The organism is Nocardia aurantia, assembly GCF_009604425.1.
In the GTDB taxonomy this organism is placed as follows: Bacteria; Actinomycetota; Actinomycetes; order Mycobacteriales; family Mycobacteriaceae; genus Nocardia; species Nocardia aurantia.
In genome coordinates, this window is the sequence record NZ_WEGI01000009.1 from 256,990 (window position 1) to 271,282 (window position 14,293).

The window sequence follows — 14,293 nt, forward strand, 5'->3', positions numbered from 1 at the left end:
CCGTGACCGATCCGCACGTTTCCGAGGCGGGCCCGGGCACGGGCCCGAATCTCGTGCTGCTGCACGGTATCGGCGGCAGCGCCGACACCTTCGCCTCGCAGTTCGCCGAATGGGGTGACCGGCTGCGGCTGCTCGCCTGGGACGCCCCCGGGTACGCCCGCAGCGCCGATCCGGAATGGCCACTGTCGCTGGACGATTACGCCGACCTCGTGGCCGCCCTGATCCGCGAGCGGTGCGGCGCCGCGCACGTGCTGGGCATGTCCTGGGGCGGCGTGATCGCCACCCGGCTCGCACTGCGGCATCCGGAGTTGCTGCGGAGCCTGATCCTCGGCGCCGCGAGCGTCGGCTCCGGCGCCACCGCGGCGGGGGCCGCCGCCATGCGAGCGCGCGCCACCGAACTGGACAGCGCCGGAGCCACCGCCTTCGCCGCCGCCCGAGCACCGAAACTACTGTCACCGCAAGCGGATCCGTCGACCGTCGCGGCGGTGGCGGCGGCCATGGCCGGGGCGATCCGGCCCGCCGGATACCGCAGCGCCGCCGAGTCGATGGCCGCCACCGACCACACCGCCGACCTGCCGCGCATCGAGGTGCCGACGCTGGTGCTGTGCGGCGACCGGGACACCGTCACCGGCCCGCCCGCCGCGCAGGTACTGGCCGGCGGCATCCCCGGCGCGGTGTTCGTGACCCTGCGCGGCGCCGGGCATCTGGCCAATCAGGAGCGACCGGAGGCGTTCGGCGCCTGGGTCGAATCGTTCGTGCACATCACCGAGCGGCTGCGTCCCCGCGTGACCGCGTAACACTCTGTACCGCAAGGAGATTCATCATGGAATTCGCCACCTCCGACCTGAGGGAATTCACCGACTCGCTGATCCTGACCCGGGCCAGCCGGCACGAGGACTGGGACGCACTGGGTTTCCAGGCCAAGGCCGGGGACCGGTTCCGGCGCGCGCAGATCCGCTATGTCGGCTCCGGCGCCACCGGCAACCACGACGACGACCGGCGGATCATCCCCTCGCAGGGTTTCACCTTCTCCAACATGATGCTGCCGCCGGGCGCGGAGGGTCCGGAGCACACCCATCACGACGCCGAGGAGGCGTTCTTCGTGCTGGAGGGTGAGATCGAGGTCGGCGTGCACCGCGACGGGCAGGTCGAGAAGCGCACCCTCGGCTATCGCGACATGATCGTGGTGCCCGCCGGGGTGCCGCGCAGCCTGAAGAACAACGGCGACACCACCGCCCTGTTCTGTGTCGTCATCGGCGCGCGCAAGCCGCAGGTCCCCACCTACCCGGAGACCTCGGCCATGCACGGGATCAGCCGCGACTGATGTTGTCGGGCAGGACGATCCTGATCACCGGCGCGGGCCGCGGCCTGGGCCGGGCCATCGCCACCCGGCTCGGCGAGGCGGGCGCGACGCTGTGGCTGGCCGACGTGCGCGCCGACTGGGGCGAGGCGGCCGTGGCCGAACTGCGTGGCGACGGAGTCGCCGCCCGGTTCGTGCCGGTGGATCTGCGCGACGAGGCGTCGGTGGACGCCATGTTCGCCACCGTCGGTCCGCTGTACGGCGTGGTCAACAACGCCGCGCTCGCGGACGGTGTGGGCGGCAAGGCGATTCACGAACTCGAGGTCGCGGACTGGGACCGGGTACTGGCCGTCAACCTGCGCGGCACCTTCCTGGTGACCCGCGGCGCCGCGCGGGCCCTGATCGCCGCCGGTGGTGGGCGGATCGTCTCGATCGGTTCCGACGCCGCGGCCTACGGATCCCCGCGACTGGCGCACTACATCGCCTCCAAGGGCGGGGTGGCGGCGCTGACCCGCACGGCGGCAAGGGATCTGGGCCCGCACGGCATCACCGTCAACACGGTGTCGCCGGGACTGACCGAGAGCGAATCGGCCGCCTTCGTGCCGGAGCACCGGCACGAGCTGTACCGGCTGAACCGGGCGCTGACCCGGCCGCAGCAACCGGCCGATCTGGTGGGCGCGGTCGCGTTCCTGCTCGGCCCCGAGGCCGGGTACATCACCGGCCAGGAACTGATCGTCGACGGTGGATTCGTCCTGAAGTGACCGGCCGGACAGGTTGCCGCACAACCATTTCCGAAACAGCGTGACATCGAAGGGAAGACGAGTGGATCTGCAGCTGGGAGGCCGCACCTATCTGGTGACCGGCGGCAGTTCGGGGGTGGGGCTGGCCACGGTCGCCCTGCTGCTGGAGGAGGGCGCGCAAGTGATCACCTGCGCTCGCGACCTCTCCCGGTTGCGCGCGGCGCTGGATGCGCTGCCGGGCGCGGATCGGGTGCACGCCGCCGCCTGCGATGTGCGCGATCCGGCGGCGGTGCACGACTTGATCCGTTCCGGCGCAGAGCATTTCGGTGGCCTGGACGGCCTGGTGAACAACGCCGGCAAGTCCCGGATGGTGCCGCGCGCGCAGGCCACCCTCGACGACTGGCGCGACGAACTCGACCTGAAGTTCGCGAGCGTGCTCAACACCGTCGACGCCGCGCTGCCCTGGCTGCGCCGCTCCGATGCCGCGGCCGTCGTGAACATCAACGCGGTGCTGGCCCGGCAGCCGGAGATCCGGCTGGTCACCACCAGCGCCGCCCGTGCCGGCCTGCTGAACCTCACCAAATCGCTGTCACTGGAATTGGCGCCGGAGGGCATCCGGGTGAACACCGTCTCGCTGGGACTGGTCGACACCGGGCAGTGGCGGCGGCGTTACGAGGAGTCCGGCGCCACGGCCTCCTTCGCCGAATGGGAGGCGGAACTCGCCGCCGACCGCGGCATCGGACTCGGCCGATTCGGCCGGGCCGACGAGGTGGCGGCCATGGTCGTCACACTGTTGTCCCCGCGCTCGTCCTATGTGACCGGCGCCGATCTCGACGTCTGCGGTGGCGTCGCCCGTTACGTCTGAGAGGAGTGCGACCGATGCGCCGAAATGGTGGAGATCTGCTGGTGCAGGTGCTGCGAGAGGCCGGTGTGGACACCGTCTTCGGCATCGTCAGCGTGCACAACCAGCCGCTGGTGGAGGCCGTGGCCCGGGAATTGCGCTTCGTGCCGGTGCGGCACGAGGCCACCGCCGTCAACGCTGCCGACGGATATGCCAGGGCCACCGGCGGTCTGGGCTGTGCGCTGACCAGTACCGGCACCGGGGCGGGCAACGCCGCGGGCTCGCTGATCGAATCGCTGGCCGCCGGAACGCCGGTGCTGCATGTGACCGGTCAGGTCGAGAGCCGCTATCTCGGTTCCGGCCGTGGCTTCATCCACGAGACCAAGGATCAGCTGGGCATGCTCCAGGCGGTATCCGCCCACGCCGCAACAATTCTCGACGCGGATTCGGCGGGAAAGATTCTGCGCGACGGGGTTTCGCGAGCGCTGGCGAGGCCCGGCGGGCCGGTCAGCGTCGAGTGGCCGATCGACCTGCAGTACGCCGAACAGACCGTCACCGCCGAGGAATTCGTGATCCCCGGCCCGGCCGCGCTCGACCCGGGACAGCTCGCCGCGGCGATCGAGGCGCTGGCGGCGGCCCGGCGGCCGGTGATCTGGGCCGGCGGCGGGGTGACCCGGGCCGGCGCGGAACTGGCCCGGCTGCTGGAACTCTGGGGTGTACCGCTGCTGACCAGCAACTCCGGCCGCGGCGCGGTGCCGGAGGACCATCCCCTGTGCGTGGGCAACTACGCGACCTCACCGGGCGGGAAACAGTTGCTGGCCGAGGCGGATCTGCTGCTCTCGCTGGGAACCCACTTCCGGTCCAACGAGACCGGCGACTACAGCGTCCCGGTGCCCGCGACCCATGTGCAGGTCGATCTGGAACCCGCCGCCTGCGGCCGGGTCTTCCCCGCGACCGTGCCGGTCGTGGCCGAGATCGGCGAATTCCTGCGCGGTGTCCTGGATTCCGGGCGGCTCGCCGCCGTGGACGCGGCCTGGACCGTCCGGGCCCGCGAAACCCGCGACCTGGTGCGCGCCGGGCAGCGGGACGGACTCGGCGATCACGCCGTGCTGTCGGATGCGGTGCGCGCCGCCCTGCCGCGGGACGCGGTGATCGCCCGCGACGTCACCATCGCGTCCAGTTCCTGGGGCAACCGGCTGCTGCCGATGTACGACCCGCGGGCCAACGTGTTCCCGCGCGGCGGCGGCATCGGCCAGGGCCTCGGCATGGCGATCGGCGCGGCGCTGGCCGACGAGACCCGGCCGACCCTGGCCATGTGCGGTGACGGCGGCCTCGCGGTGCACCTCGGCGAGATCCTCACCATGGCCCAGGAACGACCGTGGCTGGTGCTGCTGGTGTGCAACGACGGCGGCTACGGGGTGTTACGGAACATGCAGCGCGCCACCGGAACCCACACCTATGCGGTGGATCTCACCACCCCGGACTTCGCGCTGCTGGCGCAGTCGATCGCGGTGCCGTACCGGGCGATCCGGGCCGCCGCCGAGGCGCACGAGGTGCTGGCCGAGGCGGTCGCGCTGCGATCCCCGGTGCTCGTGGAGGTCGATCTGGCGGCGTACGGCCCGATGAAGGCCGCGTTCACGCCGCCGGTGTCGGTGCCGACCGGCGCCTGACGACCGCCGGAGCAGATCCGCGAAGATGTGTTGCGGATTACTAGCTTAGCGCTAAGATATTAACCGCACAGACGTTTGGAATTTCAGTGGAAGAGGTTGCCGCGATGGGGCTCGAAACCGGAACCCTGGAGCTGGTCGTGCGCCAGTTGCGCTGGGAGGCAGACGATGTCGTCTCCGTTCGGCTGGAGGACGCCGACGGCGCCACACTGCCGGATTGGACGCCGGGCGCACATATCGATGTGCATCTCGGCGCCGGAGTAGTCCGGCAGTACTCGCTGTGCGGCGAGCCGGCCGACAAGACCGGCTATCGCGTCGCCGTGCTGCGCGAGGAACGGTCCCGCGGTGGCTCGCGGTATGTGCACGACACCCTCCGGCCGGGCCAGCGGATCACGATCAGCCTGCCGCGCAACAACTTCGAACTGCTCGCCGCGCCGAACTACCTCTTCCTGGCGGGCGGCATCGGCATCACGCCGATCCTCGCCATGATCGGCGAGGCGCAGCGGCGCGGCGCGGAATGGGAACTGCACTACGGCGGCCGCACCCGCGCCGGACTGACCTTCGCCGACGAATTGCGGGCCCACGGCGACCGGGTGCACATCGTCAGCGAGGACCGGGAGGGCCGGCTGGACCTGCCCGGTCTGCTGGGCACGCCGCGGCCGGACACCCTGGTCTACAGCTGCGGGCCCGAGGGAATGCTCACCGCCGTCGAGGATTTCGGCGCGAATTGGCCGGCCGGCGCCGTCCGGCTGGAGCGCTTCGCGGCGCGGGCGCGGCCCGCCGAGGACACTGCCGGGGAGCGGCCGATCCGGGTGGTCTGCGGCCGGTCCGGGGTGAGCGCGGTGGCCGCCCCCGGACGCAGCATCCTCGACACGCTCGAGGCGGCCGGGCTGAAACTGTCCCACTCGTGCCGCGACGGCATCTGCGGCAGCTGCGAAACCGCTGTGCTGCAAGGTGTTCCGGACCATCGCGACGACGTGCTGTCCAACGCCGAGCGGGCCGCCGGGAAAACCATGATGATCTGCGTCTCCCGGGCGCTGACCGACGAGCTCGTGCTCGACCTCTAGGAGTACCTGATGAACCAGTATCTCGTTGTCCACCAATCACGTTCGGCCGAACCGACACCGTACGAGCGGAAGCTGGCCGGGGCCGTCGAGGAGGTCTTCGCCCTCGGCGACCACACCCTCGACGGTCTGGTCGCGGGCCTCAACGCGCGGACGGTCCACGCCCCCGACGGCCGGCCCTGGACCGTCGACACCTTCACCACCGAAATCGCCCGGCTGGGAGCCCGCTGATGTCGAACCACCCGAATCCCGGCCCGCTGACCGCCGAGCGCTTGTTCGCCACCGGCATGCGGGACCAGTGGCACGCGATCTGCCCGTCCGGCTTCGTCGAGCGCGGCGGTATGCGGCGGATCACCCGTCTCGGCGAGGATTGGCTGCTGTACCGGCAGTCCGACGGCACCGTCCGGATGCTCGCCGATCGCTGCCCGCACCGCGGCGCACCGCTGTCGCAGGGCCAGCACCTCGGCGACCGGATCGCCTGCGCCTACCACGGCGTCCAGGTGGACGGCACCGGCACCGTGGTGGCGGTGCCCGGCCTGCCCGGCTGCTCGCTGGAGGGCCGGCAACTGGTCCGCAGCCTCCCGGTCCGGGAGGTCGCGGGAGCGATCCTGGCCTGGTTCGGGCTGGACCCGGAGGCCGGGCCCGGGCCGCTCGAACTGCCCGAACCGCTGGCCGACGAGGGCACCGCGGCCTTCCTCTGCTACGCGGAATGGGAGTCGCCGTGGCGCTGGGCCATGGAGAACCTGCTCGACCCGATGCACGGTGCCTTCCTGCACCGCGAATCGCACTCGATGTTCGGCGGCGACACCACCGCCCGGTTCCGGATCCGGGAGACCGACCGGGGCTTCTTCTTCGAGAAGACCGATCAGCGCGGCGTCAACTTCGACTGGGTGGAGTTCTGCCGGACCGGCATCGACTGGGTCGACCTGCAGATTCCCTATCCGGCCAGCGGCGGCCCCGGCGGCCCGTTCGGGATCGTCGGCATCGGCACCCCGATCGACGCCGAACGCACCGCGGTCTTCTTCTGGCGGTACCGCAAAGTGACCGGCTGGGAGCGGGACGTGTGGCAGTTCCTGTACCGCACCACGCTGGAGGAACGGCACTGGCACGTCCTCGAGCAGGACCGCGTGATGCTCGAGGCGATGGCCCCCGACGCCGACCAGGCCGAGAACCTGTACCAGCACGATCTGGGCGTGTTGCGGCTGCGCCGGCTGTACAAGGCGCAGGCCGAGGAACAGGCGGAACGAGCTGGGAAATTTGCAGCAAACTATCCTCGATGAGACTCTCGGTGAGATGAGGAGCGGAGCATGAAACCGCCGCCGTTCGACTACGTGGTGCCGCGCAGTGTCGCGGACGCCGTGGGATTGCTGAGCGCCTCGGATCGGGAGGTGAAGATCCTCGCCGGCGGGCAGTCGCTGATCCCGGTGCTCAACATGCGCATGGCCTACCCGGAGGTCCTGGTCGACATCTGCCGACTACCGGAGCTGCGCACGATCGAGACCACCGCGACCGGCGCGGTGCGCATCGCCGCAGCGGTCACCCAGGCCGAGGCCGCCGCGGACGAGCGGATCCGCGCCGGCTGGCCGCTGCTGGCGGCCGCCATCGGCCACATCGGCCACCCGCAGATCCGCAACCGCGGCACCGTCTGCGGCAGCCTCGCGCACGCCGACAGCGCCGCCGAATTGCCCTGCGCCGCAGTCATTCTGGATGCGATCCTGCACGTGACCGGTCCGGACGGCGACCGCCGGATCCCCGCCGCGGAATTCTTCCTGGGCACCTTCGCCACCGTCCTGGAACCCGGTGAACTACTGGTCGCGGTGGAATTTCCGGCCCTGCCCACGGGCACCGGCTGGTCCTTCGACGAATTCGCCCACCGCCGAGGAGATTTCGCCACCGTCGCGGTCGGTGCGACGCTGCGCCGAGACGGTGACGCCGTGGCCGGCCTCCGCCTGGTCGCGTGCGGCGTGGGCGGCACACCCGTCCGCGCCACGCACACCGAGGCGGCGCTGACCGGCCGGATCCCGGGCCCCGAACTCTCCGAGGTGATCGCGGCGGCGGTGCGTCAGGACCTGCGACCCCCCGCCGACGTGCACGCCACCGCCGAGTTCCGCCTCGAACTGGCCGCTCACCTCATCGGACGAGCCGTCACCGCCGCATGGGAGCGTGCCGCATGACCGGGCTGGGGGCGTCGGCGGCGTTCGGCGCGCGGAACGCGCCGAATCCGCGTGCGCGCGGCCGCGACGAGCGGGTCCTCGGGAATGCCCGGACTGCGGCCGCTACGCCGCATACCCCCCGCGAGCACGCGGGGCGCGATCGCTGTGCGCCCACGGCGGATGCTTCCGATGGGCGTGCGGCGAGTGGTTGCGGCGCGTACTCGGCGGACGGTCAGGGCGTGGGTGTCCCCGGAGATCTCGCTGTGTGCGAGGGAAGCGGTTTCCGCGAGCACGCGGCAGGCAATCAGCGCATGCGGCAAGGAGTTACAGCATGACCGGCAACACGGAACCCTCCGGCAATCCGACCGGCCCCACCCCGCCGCCACTGGCCGAGCCGTCGGCCTGGCACGACCTCGAGCTGACCGTCAACGGCGAGGTCGTACGGACGCCGGTGGAGTCGCGGCTGCTGCTCAGCGACCTGCTGCGGCATCGGCTCGGCCTGACCGGCACCCATGTCGGCTGCGAGCAGGGCTCGTGCGGCGCCTGCACCGTCCTGATCGACGGCGCGGCCGCCCGTTCCTGCACCACGTTCGCCGTCCAATGCCACGGCCGCGAGATCACCACGGTGGAGGCCCTCGCCGCCGGCGGCGAGCTGAACCCCGCCCAGCAGGCGTTCCACGACGAGCATGCCATGCAATGCGGCTTCTGCACGTCGGGTTTCGTCGTCTCGCTCACCGAACTCGCCGAGCGCGAAGCCGCGGTCACCGAGGACGAGATGCTCGACCAACTGGGCGGCCACTTCTGCCGCTGCACCGGCTACCTCGGCATCCGCCGCGCCGCCCGCAGCGTGCTGGGCCTGAAGCACCCCGAATCGGCAGAGGGCCACACCGCCGAGGGCCGTACCGGAAGCGGAGAATGCTCCGGTGGCACGGATGACGTTGTCGATCAGGGTGTTTCGCAACTTCGGAGTGAGGGCGGCCCGTGGATCGGCCGGCGGTTGCCGCGCCGGGAGGACGACCGGCTGCTGCGCGGGCACGGACGGTACGTCGACGACCTGGATGTGCCGGGCACACTGGAGGTCGCGTTCGTGCGCTCGGCGCAGGCGCACGCGCGGCTGCACCGGGTCGATGTCACGGCGGCGCGCTCGTATCCGGGTGTGGTCGCCGTCTACACCGCCTTCGACCTCGCCGATCGGCTCGAGCCGCTGATCAATACCGAGGAATTGCGGGTACCGCCCGGGTTGCGGCAGGCCCTCGACCCGGTCGTGAAGATCCAGCCGATGGCGCCCCTGGCGACCGACGAGGTCAACTACGTAGGGCAGCCGATCGTCATGATCGTCGCCGAAACCCGGTATCTCGCAGAGGATGCCGCCGCGGCCGTGGAGATCGGCTACGAGTCGCTGCCCGCGGTGATCGACCCGATCGCCGCCATGGCGCCGGACGCCCCACGGGTACTGCTGACCGCCGAGGACAACATCGGGCTGCGGGTGCGGGCGCACACCGGCGATGCGGCCGCGGCCATCGCGCAGGCTCCCGTGGTGATCACCGAAACCTTCGCCTCCCAGCGGTATCTGCCCGCACCCATCGAAACCCGCGGCATCCTCGCGCAGGTCGGCCCGTATCGCCGGGAACTGCAGGTGTGGTCGAACACCCAGACCCCGCATCGGGTGCGCGACCACATCGCGGAGGCGCTGGGCCTGTCCCCGGACGATGTCACCGTGACCCCGGTCGACGTCGGCGGCGGGTTCGGGCAGAAGGGCATCCTCATCGTCGAGGAGTTGCTGATCCCTTTCGCCGCAAGGGATCTGGAGCGCCCGGTGCGCTGGATCGCCGACCGCAACGAGAATCTGGTGGCCGACACCCATGCTCGCGAACAGCGGCACGAGATCACCGTGGCCGCCGACACCGAGGGCCGGCTGCTGGCCGTCACCGACACCATCGTGGTGAACCTCGGCTGCCGCAATCTGGTCGGCCTGGTCGTGCCCTACAACTCGGTGGCCCACCTGACCGGCGGTTACCGGGTGCCGAACCTCGACATCGAGGCGATCGGCGTGCTCACCAACACCACGTACACGACGCCGTACCGCGGCGCCGGCCGGCCGGAGGCGGTCTTCGCCATGGAGCGCGCGATGGACCGGCTCGCGTCCCGGCTCGGACTCGAACCCGCCGAGATCCGGCGGCGAAATCTGTTGCGGCCGGACGATTTCCCCTACCGCTCGGGCCTGCTGGACCGGCGCGGACTTCCGCAGGAGCTCGACACCGGCGACTATCCGGAGATGCTGCGCCGCGCGACCGCGTCGATCAACCTGCCGCTGCTGCGCGAACGACAGATCATGCTGCGCGAACAGGGCCGCTACCTCGGCATCGGATTCGCCTTCTACACCGAGATGTCCGGCCTCGGTCCGTTCGAATCGGCGCATGTCGGCGTGCAGAACTCCGGCCGGATCCGGGTCTCGACCGGCGCGCCGTCCCAGGGACAGGGCCACGCGACCAGCTTCGCGCAGATCGCCGCGGACGCCCTCGGCGTGGATGTCGAGGACATCGACGTGGTCGGCGGCGACACGGTGCGACTGCCGTACGGTATCGGCACCATCGCCAGCCGCGCGCTGGTCACCGCGGGTAACGCCGTCCACCGCGCGGCAACCGCGGTGCGCGCGAAGATCATCGGGAACGCCGCCGCGGTGCTCGGCGTGCCCGCGGACGAGGTGCAATTCACCGGCGGCGAACTGAAGGCCGGCGACCGGATCCTCACCCTGCGCGAACTGGTCCTGCTGCGCGCGCTGACTCCCGGTGGCGGCGAGGGGAATTCGCTGTCCGAGCTGTCGTACTTCCGGCCGCCGAACTACGCCACCTCCAGCGGCCTGCACGCCGCGGTGCTGGAGGTGGACCCGGTCACCGGCAAGGTCACGTTCGTGGACTACGTGGTGGTGCACGAGGCGGGCCGGGTGGTGAATCCGCTGATCGCCGACGGCCAGATCCTCGGCGGCACCGCGCAGGGCCTCGGCGGCGCCCTCTACGAGCACATGCGGTACGACGCGGCCGGGCAGCCGATCACCTCCACCTTCATGGACTATCTGCTGCCCACCATCGAATCGGTACCCGACATCCGGCTCGACGAGATCGTATGCCCCACCCCGACAAACGAACTCGGCGTGAAGGGCCTCGGCGAGGGCGGCGCGGTCGGCCCGCCGGCGGCGGTCGCGAACGCGGTCGAGGACGCGCTGACCCCGTTCGGTGTCGTGGTGCGCGGCTGCCCGCTGACCCCGGACGCGATCCGCACCCTGCTGCGCGACGCCGCCCGAACCCCGGCCCCGGCCACGAACTGAACGGAGCACCATGGAGATCGCCCACGACTTCACCATCGCCGCACCACTACCCGCGGTCTGGGAGGTCCTGTCCGACCCGCGCCGCGCGGTGTCGGCCCTGCCCGGCGCCTCGATCACCGAACTGAACGGCGAGGATTTCGCCGCCGAACTGGCGATAAAACTCGGCCCGATGAACCTCCGCTACGGCGGCCGCGGCACCATGCGCAGTGACGCCGCCGATCATCGAATCGTGATCAGCGGCAACGGAATCGAGCAGCGCGGTGGCGGCACCGTCGCCGCCACCATCACCGCCGCGCTGACCCCGGCGGGCACCGCCGGCACCGCCGTGGCGGTGGTCGTCGACCTCGATCTCACCGGCAAACCGGCGCAGTTCGGCCGCGGCATCCTCACCGAGGTGGTCACCCGCCTCACCGGGATCTTCGTGAAAAGGCTGGAGGATCAGATCCGTTCGGGCGCAGCGCCGGCCCCCAGTGGCACCCGGCCCAGTGGCGCGGTGGCCACACCGGCACCGGAGGCGCTGGACCTCCTCGGCGGGCCGGCCGCCCTGCTGCGCAAGTACGCACCGGCGATCGGCGCCTTCGCCGGCGGCGTCGCCCTGACCCTGCTCGCGACCCGTCGCCGTCGTCCCGCCGGCCCGGAATCCGCCGGGCGCGTGGTCGTCGTCCTCGCCTCCGATCGCCTGCTCGAGCTGCTGCGAGCGGTGGAGTGACCCGTGCGTGACGTGCTGCCCGTACTCGCCGCCCGGCTGGCGGCCGGGCAGCCCACCGCGCTGGCCACGGTGGTCGGTACCTTCCGGTCCGCGCCTCGGCCGGTCGGATCGGTGATGCTGGTCGGCCCCGACACCGGCCCCGACACCGGCCCCGACATTGGCCCCGGCCCCGACACCGTGGTCGGCTCGGTCTCGGGCGGATGCGTCGAAGGCGCCCTGTACGAGGAGGTTCGGGCCGTCCTCGGCGGCGCCGAACCGGGCTTCGTGCGCTACGGCGTCGCCGCCGACGACGCGTTCGCCGCGGGCCTGACCTGCGGCGGTGAGATCACGGTGTTCGTCTCGACCGTGGACCCCGAGAGTTTCCCGGACTGGCGGCTTTTCACCGCCGATATCGCTGCCGACCGTCCCACGGTGCTGGCCACCGTGCTGCGCCACCCGGACCCTGGTCTGGTCGGTCGGCGACTGCTGTTCTCGCACAGCGAGTCCGCCGTGCGGGATGACCTCACAGGCTCGGACAGCCCTGTGACATACGAAGCTGTCTCGGCACTACGGCGGAACGCGGAGGTACTCCCGGACGCCCCGGCGAAACCCGCCGTGGCCGAGCCGATCGCGACGAAACATCACCAAGCGCCGGCCCTGCTCGGCAACGGTCCCGTTCCCAGCCCCGCGAAAATGGTTACGCCCCTGTGCTCGGGGCAATCCCCATCACTGCGCGAGGTTGTCGCATTCGGCGCTTCGGACTTGCCTGCGGCGGTCCGACAGGATGCGTGGGCGCTGCTCGGTGCGGAGCACACACGGACGTTCGGGTACGGCCCCGGCGGCGAATGCGGCGGCACCGAGGTGCAGGTCCTGTTCCAGGCCTTCGCCCCGAAGCCGAGGCTGATCCTGCTGGGCGTCAACGATTTCGCGGTATCGCTCACGGAAATCGGTGCGAGCCTGGGCTATCGGGTGACCGTCTGCGACGCGCGCGCCATTTTCACCACCCCGCAACGCTTTCCGTCGGCCGACCGAACAGTAGTGGACTGGCCGCACCGCTACCTCGCCGCCGAAGCGGCCGTCGGCCGGCTCGGCTCGCGCGACGCGGTCGTAATCCTCACCCACGACCTGAAATTCGATGTGCCGGCCCTGTGTTGCGCACTGCGGCTGGACCTCGGCTACATCGGTGCGATGGGCTCCCGCCGCACCCACGACGACCGCACTCGCCGACTACTCGAGGCCGGCCTGACCACGACGGAATTGTCCCGGCTCCGTAGCCCGATCGGTCTCGACCTCGGTGCGCGCACCCCGCAACAAACCGCGATCAGCATCCTCGCCGAAATCATCGCCGACCGCCACGGCGGCACGGGCGCCCATCTCAGCGACCTCGACGGCGACATCCACCACACCACCGGGCGACCTGCCGCCGATCCGGCCCCGGACGAGCTGATGCCCCGCGTCGGGTGAGGCAACACCCCCAACGGGCCGGCGTCGCCCGGCCGACGACGTTCCGGTTCGGGCAGCGCTGCCCGACATCGGAACCGCAAGCGGGAAAATTGAATTCGAGCCCGCTCCCGACAACTCGGCGCATGGGGTCTTGGTCCGGCGCACGCCGTCCGATCCGTGCCGGCTCAACTCACACAGCGGCGCACCGCGTCGAGAACAACAGCCCAGGTCGCCGAACGGGGATCGGTGAGTTCGAAATGCCCGGCACCGGGCAGTTCGACCAGCTCGGCACCGGCCTTCGCGCAGTAGTCGCGGGCGCTGCCGATCGGCACGTGATCGTCGCGATCGCCGTGCACGACGATCGTGCGAACCCCCGGCCCACCGAGCAGGAAGGGGTCCACCGCCGCGTACCGGGGCGCGACCTGGGTCGGGCCACCGCCGAGCAGTTCGCCGACGGTACCCCCGGCCCGATAGGCGGCGGTGAGATCGGCGACCGGCGCCAGAGCCACCACACCGGCGATCCGCGGCGGCGTGAACGTCTTCCACGGAAAGCCGAGTGGCGCGCGGTCGCGCATCGCCGCCCACAGCGCCAATTGTCCACCCGACGAATGTCCAAGGTAGACACAGCGTTCCCGATCGATCCGGCCGGGCGCGACACTCTCGATCAGATTCGGCAGGATGTCGAGGGCGATCGCCGTATCCATGAACGTGACCGGGAACCCGCCGCCGTTGCCGAGCCGCCGAAAGTCGACGTTGGCGACCGCGTACCCCGCCGCGGCGAGCGCGCCGGAGAAACCGGCGGTGATGGACCGGTCGTATTCCGCCCGCCAGCCGCCGCCGTGCAACACCAGCACCAGCGGCGCGGGATCGGACCGTTCCGGCAGGTACAGGTCCGCGACCTGCGCCGGGTCGGCGCCGTAGGGGATGGTCGTGACAGGCATGACAACTGACATGGAAGCCGACACTACGTCCTCGGTCCCGGCGACGCGGCGGCGAGCCACTGCTGTTCACCTGGGCGAACGACCGGATTAGCCACACCGCTGTGGTCCGGACAAGACCGGCCGCCACGGTG

The 14,293-nt window shown here is 71.1% G+C and carries 13 protein-coding genes; 12 read left to right on the forward strand and 1 reads right to left on the reverse strand.

Going from position 1 to position 14,293, the window contains the following annotated elements:
• Positions 1-2: 2 nt before the first annotated feature.
• The 12 genes from NRB56_RS21325 to NRB56_RS21380 all read left to right on the forward strand — a co-directional run bounded on the left by NRB56_RS21325 (position 3) and on the right by NRB56_RS21380 (position 13,242).
• The gene (locus NRB56_RS21325; RefSeq protein WP_319943306.1) at positions 3-797 is read left to right on the forward strand and encodes an alpha/beta fold hydrolase; all 795 of its coding nucleotides are present in this window, start codon (positions 3-5) and stop codon (positions 795-797) included.
• 26 nt (positions 798-823) lie between these two features.
• Positions 824-1,324 (forward strand): cupin domain-containing protein, encoded by a 501-nt coding sequence (locus tag NRB56_RS21330; protein WP_153344857.1) that lies wholly within the window; start codon positions 824-826, stop codon positions 1,322-1,324.
• The gene (locus NRB56_RS21335) at positions 1,321-2,061 is read left to right on the forward strand and encodes a 3-oxoacyl-ACP reductase family protein (RefSeq protein ID WP_153344859.1); all 741 of its coding nucleotides are present in this window, start codon (positions 1,321-1,323) and stop codon (positions 2,059-2,061) included. The genes NRB56_RS21330 and NRB56_RS21335 overlap by 4 nt, the downstream gene beginning before the upstream one ends.
• Positions 2,062-2,122: 61 nt before the next feature.
• Complete coding sequence (locus NRB56_RS21340) at positions 2,123-2,905, forward strand: SDR family oxidoreductase (protein ID WP_319943307.1); 783 nt, start codon at positions 2,123-2,125, stop codon at positions 2,903-2,905.
• A gap of 14 nt (positions 2,906-2,919) precedes the next feature.
• Positions 2,920-4,551, forward strand: a complete 1,632-nt coding sequence (locus NRB56_RS21345) for a thiamine pyrophosphate-binding protein (RefSeq protein WP_153344863.1) — start codon at positions 2,920-2,922, stop codon at positions 4,549-4,551.
• Positions 4,552-4,655: 104 nt separating this feature from the next.
• Positions 4,656-5,615: a PDR/VanB family oxidoreductase gene (locus NRB56_RS21350; RefSeq protein ID WP_153344865.1), complete on the forward strand. Its 960-nt coding sequence runs from the start codon at positions 4,656-4,658 to the stop codon at positions 5,613-5,615.
• 9 nt (positions 5,616-5,624) lie between these two features.
• A complete protein-coding gene (locus NRB56_RS21355) occupies positions 5,625-5,843 on the forward strand; it encodes a recombinase-like helix-turn-helix domain-containing protein (protein WP_153344867.1) in 219 nt (72 codons plus the stop codon).
• A complete protein-coding gene (locus tag NRB56_RS21360) occupies positions 5,843-6,892 on the forward strand; it encodes an aromatic ring-hydroxylating oxygenase subunit alpha (RefSeq protein WP_153344869.1) in 1,050 nt (349 codons plus the stop codon). Before NRB56_RS21355 ends, NRB56_RS21360 begins: the two co-directional genes overlap by 1 nt.
• Positions 6,893-6,919: 27 nt before the next feature.
• On the forward strand, positions 6,920-7,786 hold the full coding sequence (locus NRB56_RS21365) for an FAD binding domain-containing protein (RefSeq protein ID WP_153344871.1): 867 nt from the start codon (positions 6,920-6,922) through the stop codon (positions 7,784-7,786).
• Between the two features lie 310 nt (positions 7,787-8,096).
• Positions 8,097-11,090, forward strand: coding sequence for a molybdopterin-dependent oxidoreductase (locus NRB56_RS21370; RefSeq protein ID WP_153344874.1), 2,994 nt, complete (start codon positions 8,097-8,099; stop codon positions 11,088-11,090).
• Positions 11,091-11,100: 10 nt separating this feature from the next.
• Positions 11,101-11,799: a CoxG family protein gene (locus tag NRB56_RS21375; protein ID WP_153344876.1), complete on the forward strand. Its 699-nt coding sequence runs from the start codon at positions 11,101-11,103 to the stop codon at positions 11,797-11,799.
• Positions 11,800-11,802: 3 nt separating this feature from the next.
• The gene (locus tag NRB56_RS21380; RefSeq protein ID WP_153344878.1) at positions 11,803-13,242 is read left to right on the forward strand and encodes an XdhC family protein; all 1,440 of its coding nucleotides are present in this window, start codon (positions 11,803-11,805) and stop codon (positions 13,240-13,242) included.
• Positions 13,243-13,406: 164 nt separating this feature from the next.
• Here NRB56_RS21380 and NRB56_RS21385 read toward each other — a convergent pair whose 3' ends face one another.
• Positions 13,407-14,174, reverse strand: a complete 768-nt coding sequence (locus NRB56_RS21385) for an alpha/beta hydrolase family protein (RefSeq protein ID WP_153344879.1) — start codon at positions 14,172-14,174, stop codon at positions 13,407-13,409.
• Between the last annotated feature and the right edge of the window lie 119 nt (positions 14,175-14,293).

Excerpts from the sequence above, each read along its gene's own strand:
- NRB56_RS21330 (WP_153344857.1), top strand. The coding sequence starts at position 824 with ATGGAATTCGCCACCTCCGACCTGAGGGAATTCACCGACTCGCTGATC.
- NRB56_RS21345 (WP_153344863.1), top strand. The coding sequence starts at position 2,920 with ATGCGCCGAAATGGTGGAGATCTGCTGGTGCAGGTGCTGCGAGAGGCC.
- NRB56_RS21350 (WP_153344865.1), top strand. The coding sequence starts at position 4,656 with ATGGGGCTCGAAACCGGAACCCTGGAGCTGGTCGTGCGCCAGTTGCGC.
- NRB56_RS21355 (WP_153344867.1), top strand. The coding sequence starts at position 5,625 with ATGAACCAGTATCTCGTTGTCCACCAATCACGTTCGGCCGAACCGACA.
- NRB56_RS21360 (WP_153344869.1), top strand. The coding sequence starts at position 5,843 with ATGTCGAACCACCCGAATCCCGGCCCGCTGACCGCCGAGCGCTTGTTC.
- NRB56_RS21365 (WP_153344871.1), top strand. The coding sequence starts at position 6,920 with ATGAAACCGCCGCCGTTCGACTACGTGGTGCCGCGCAGTGTCGCGGAC.
- NRB56_RS21370 (WP_153344874.1), top strand. The coding sequence starts at position 8,097 with ATGACCGGCAACACGGAACCCTCCGGCAATCCGACCGGCCCCACCCCG.
- NRB56_RS21375 (WP_153344876.1), top strand. The coding sequence starts at position 11,101 with ATGGAGATCGCCCACGACTTCACCATCGCCGCACCACTACCCGCGGTC.
- NRB56_RS21385 (WP_153344879.1), bottom strand. The coding sequence starts at position 14,174 with ATGTCAGTTGTCATGCCTGTCACGACCATCCCCTACGGCGCCGACCCG.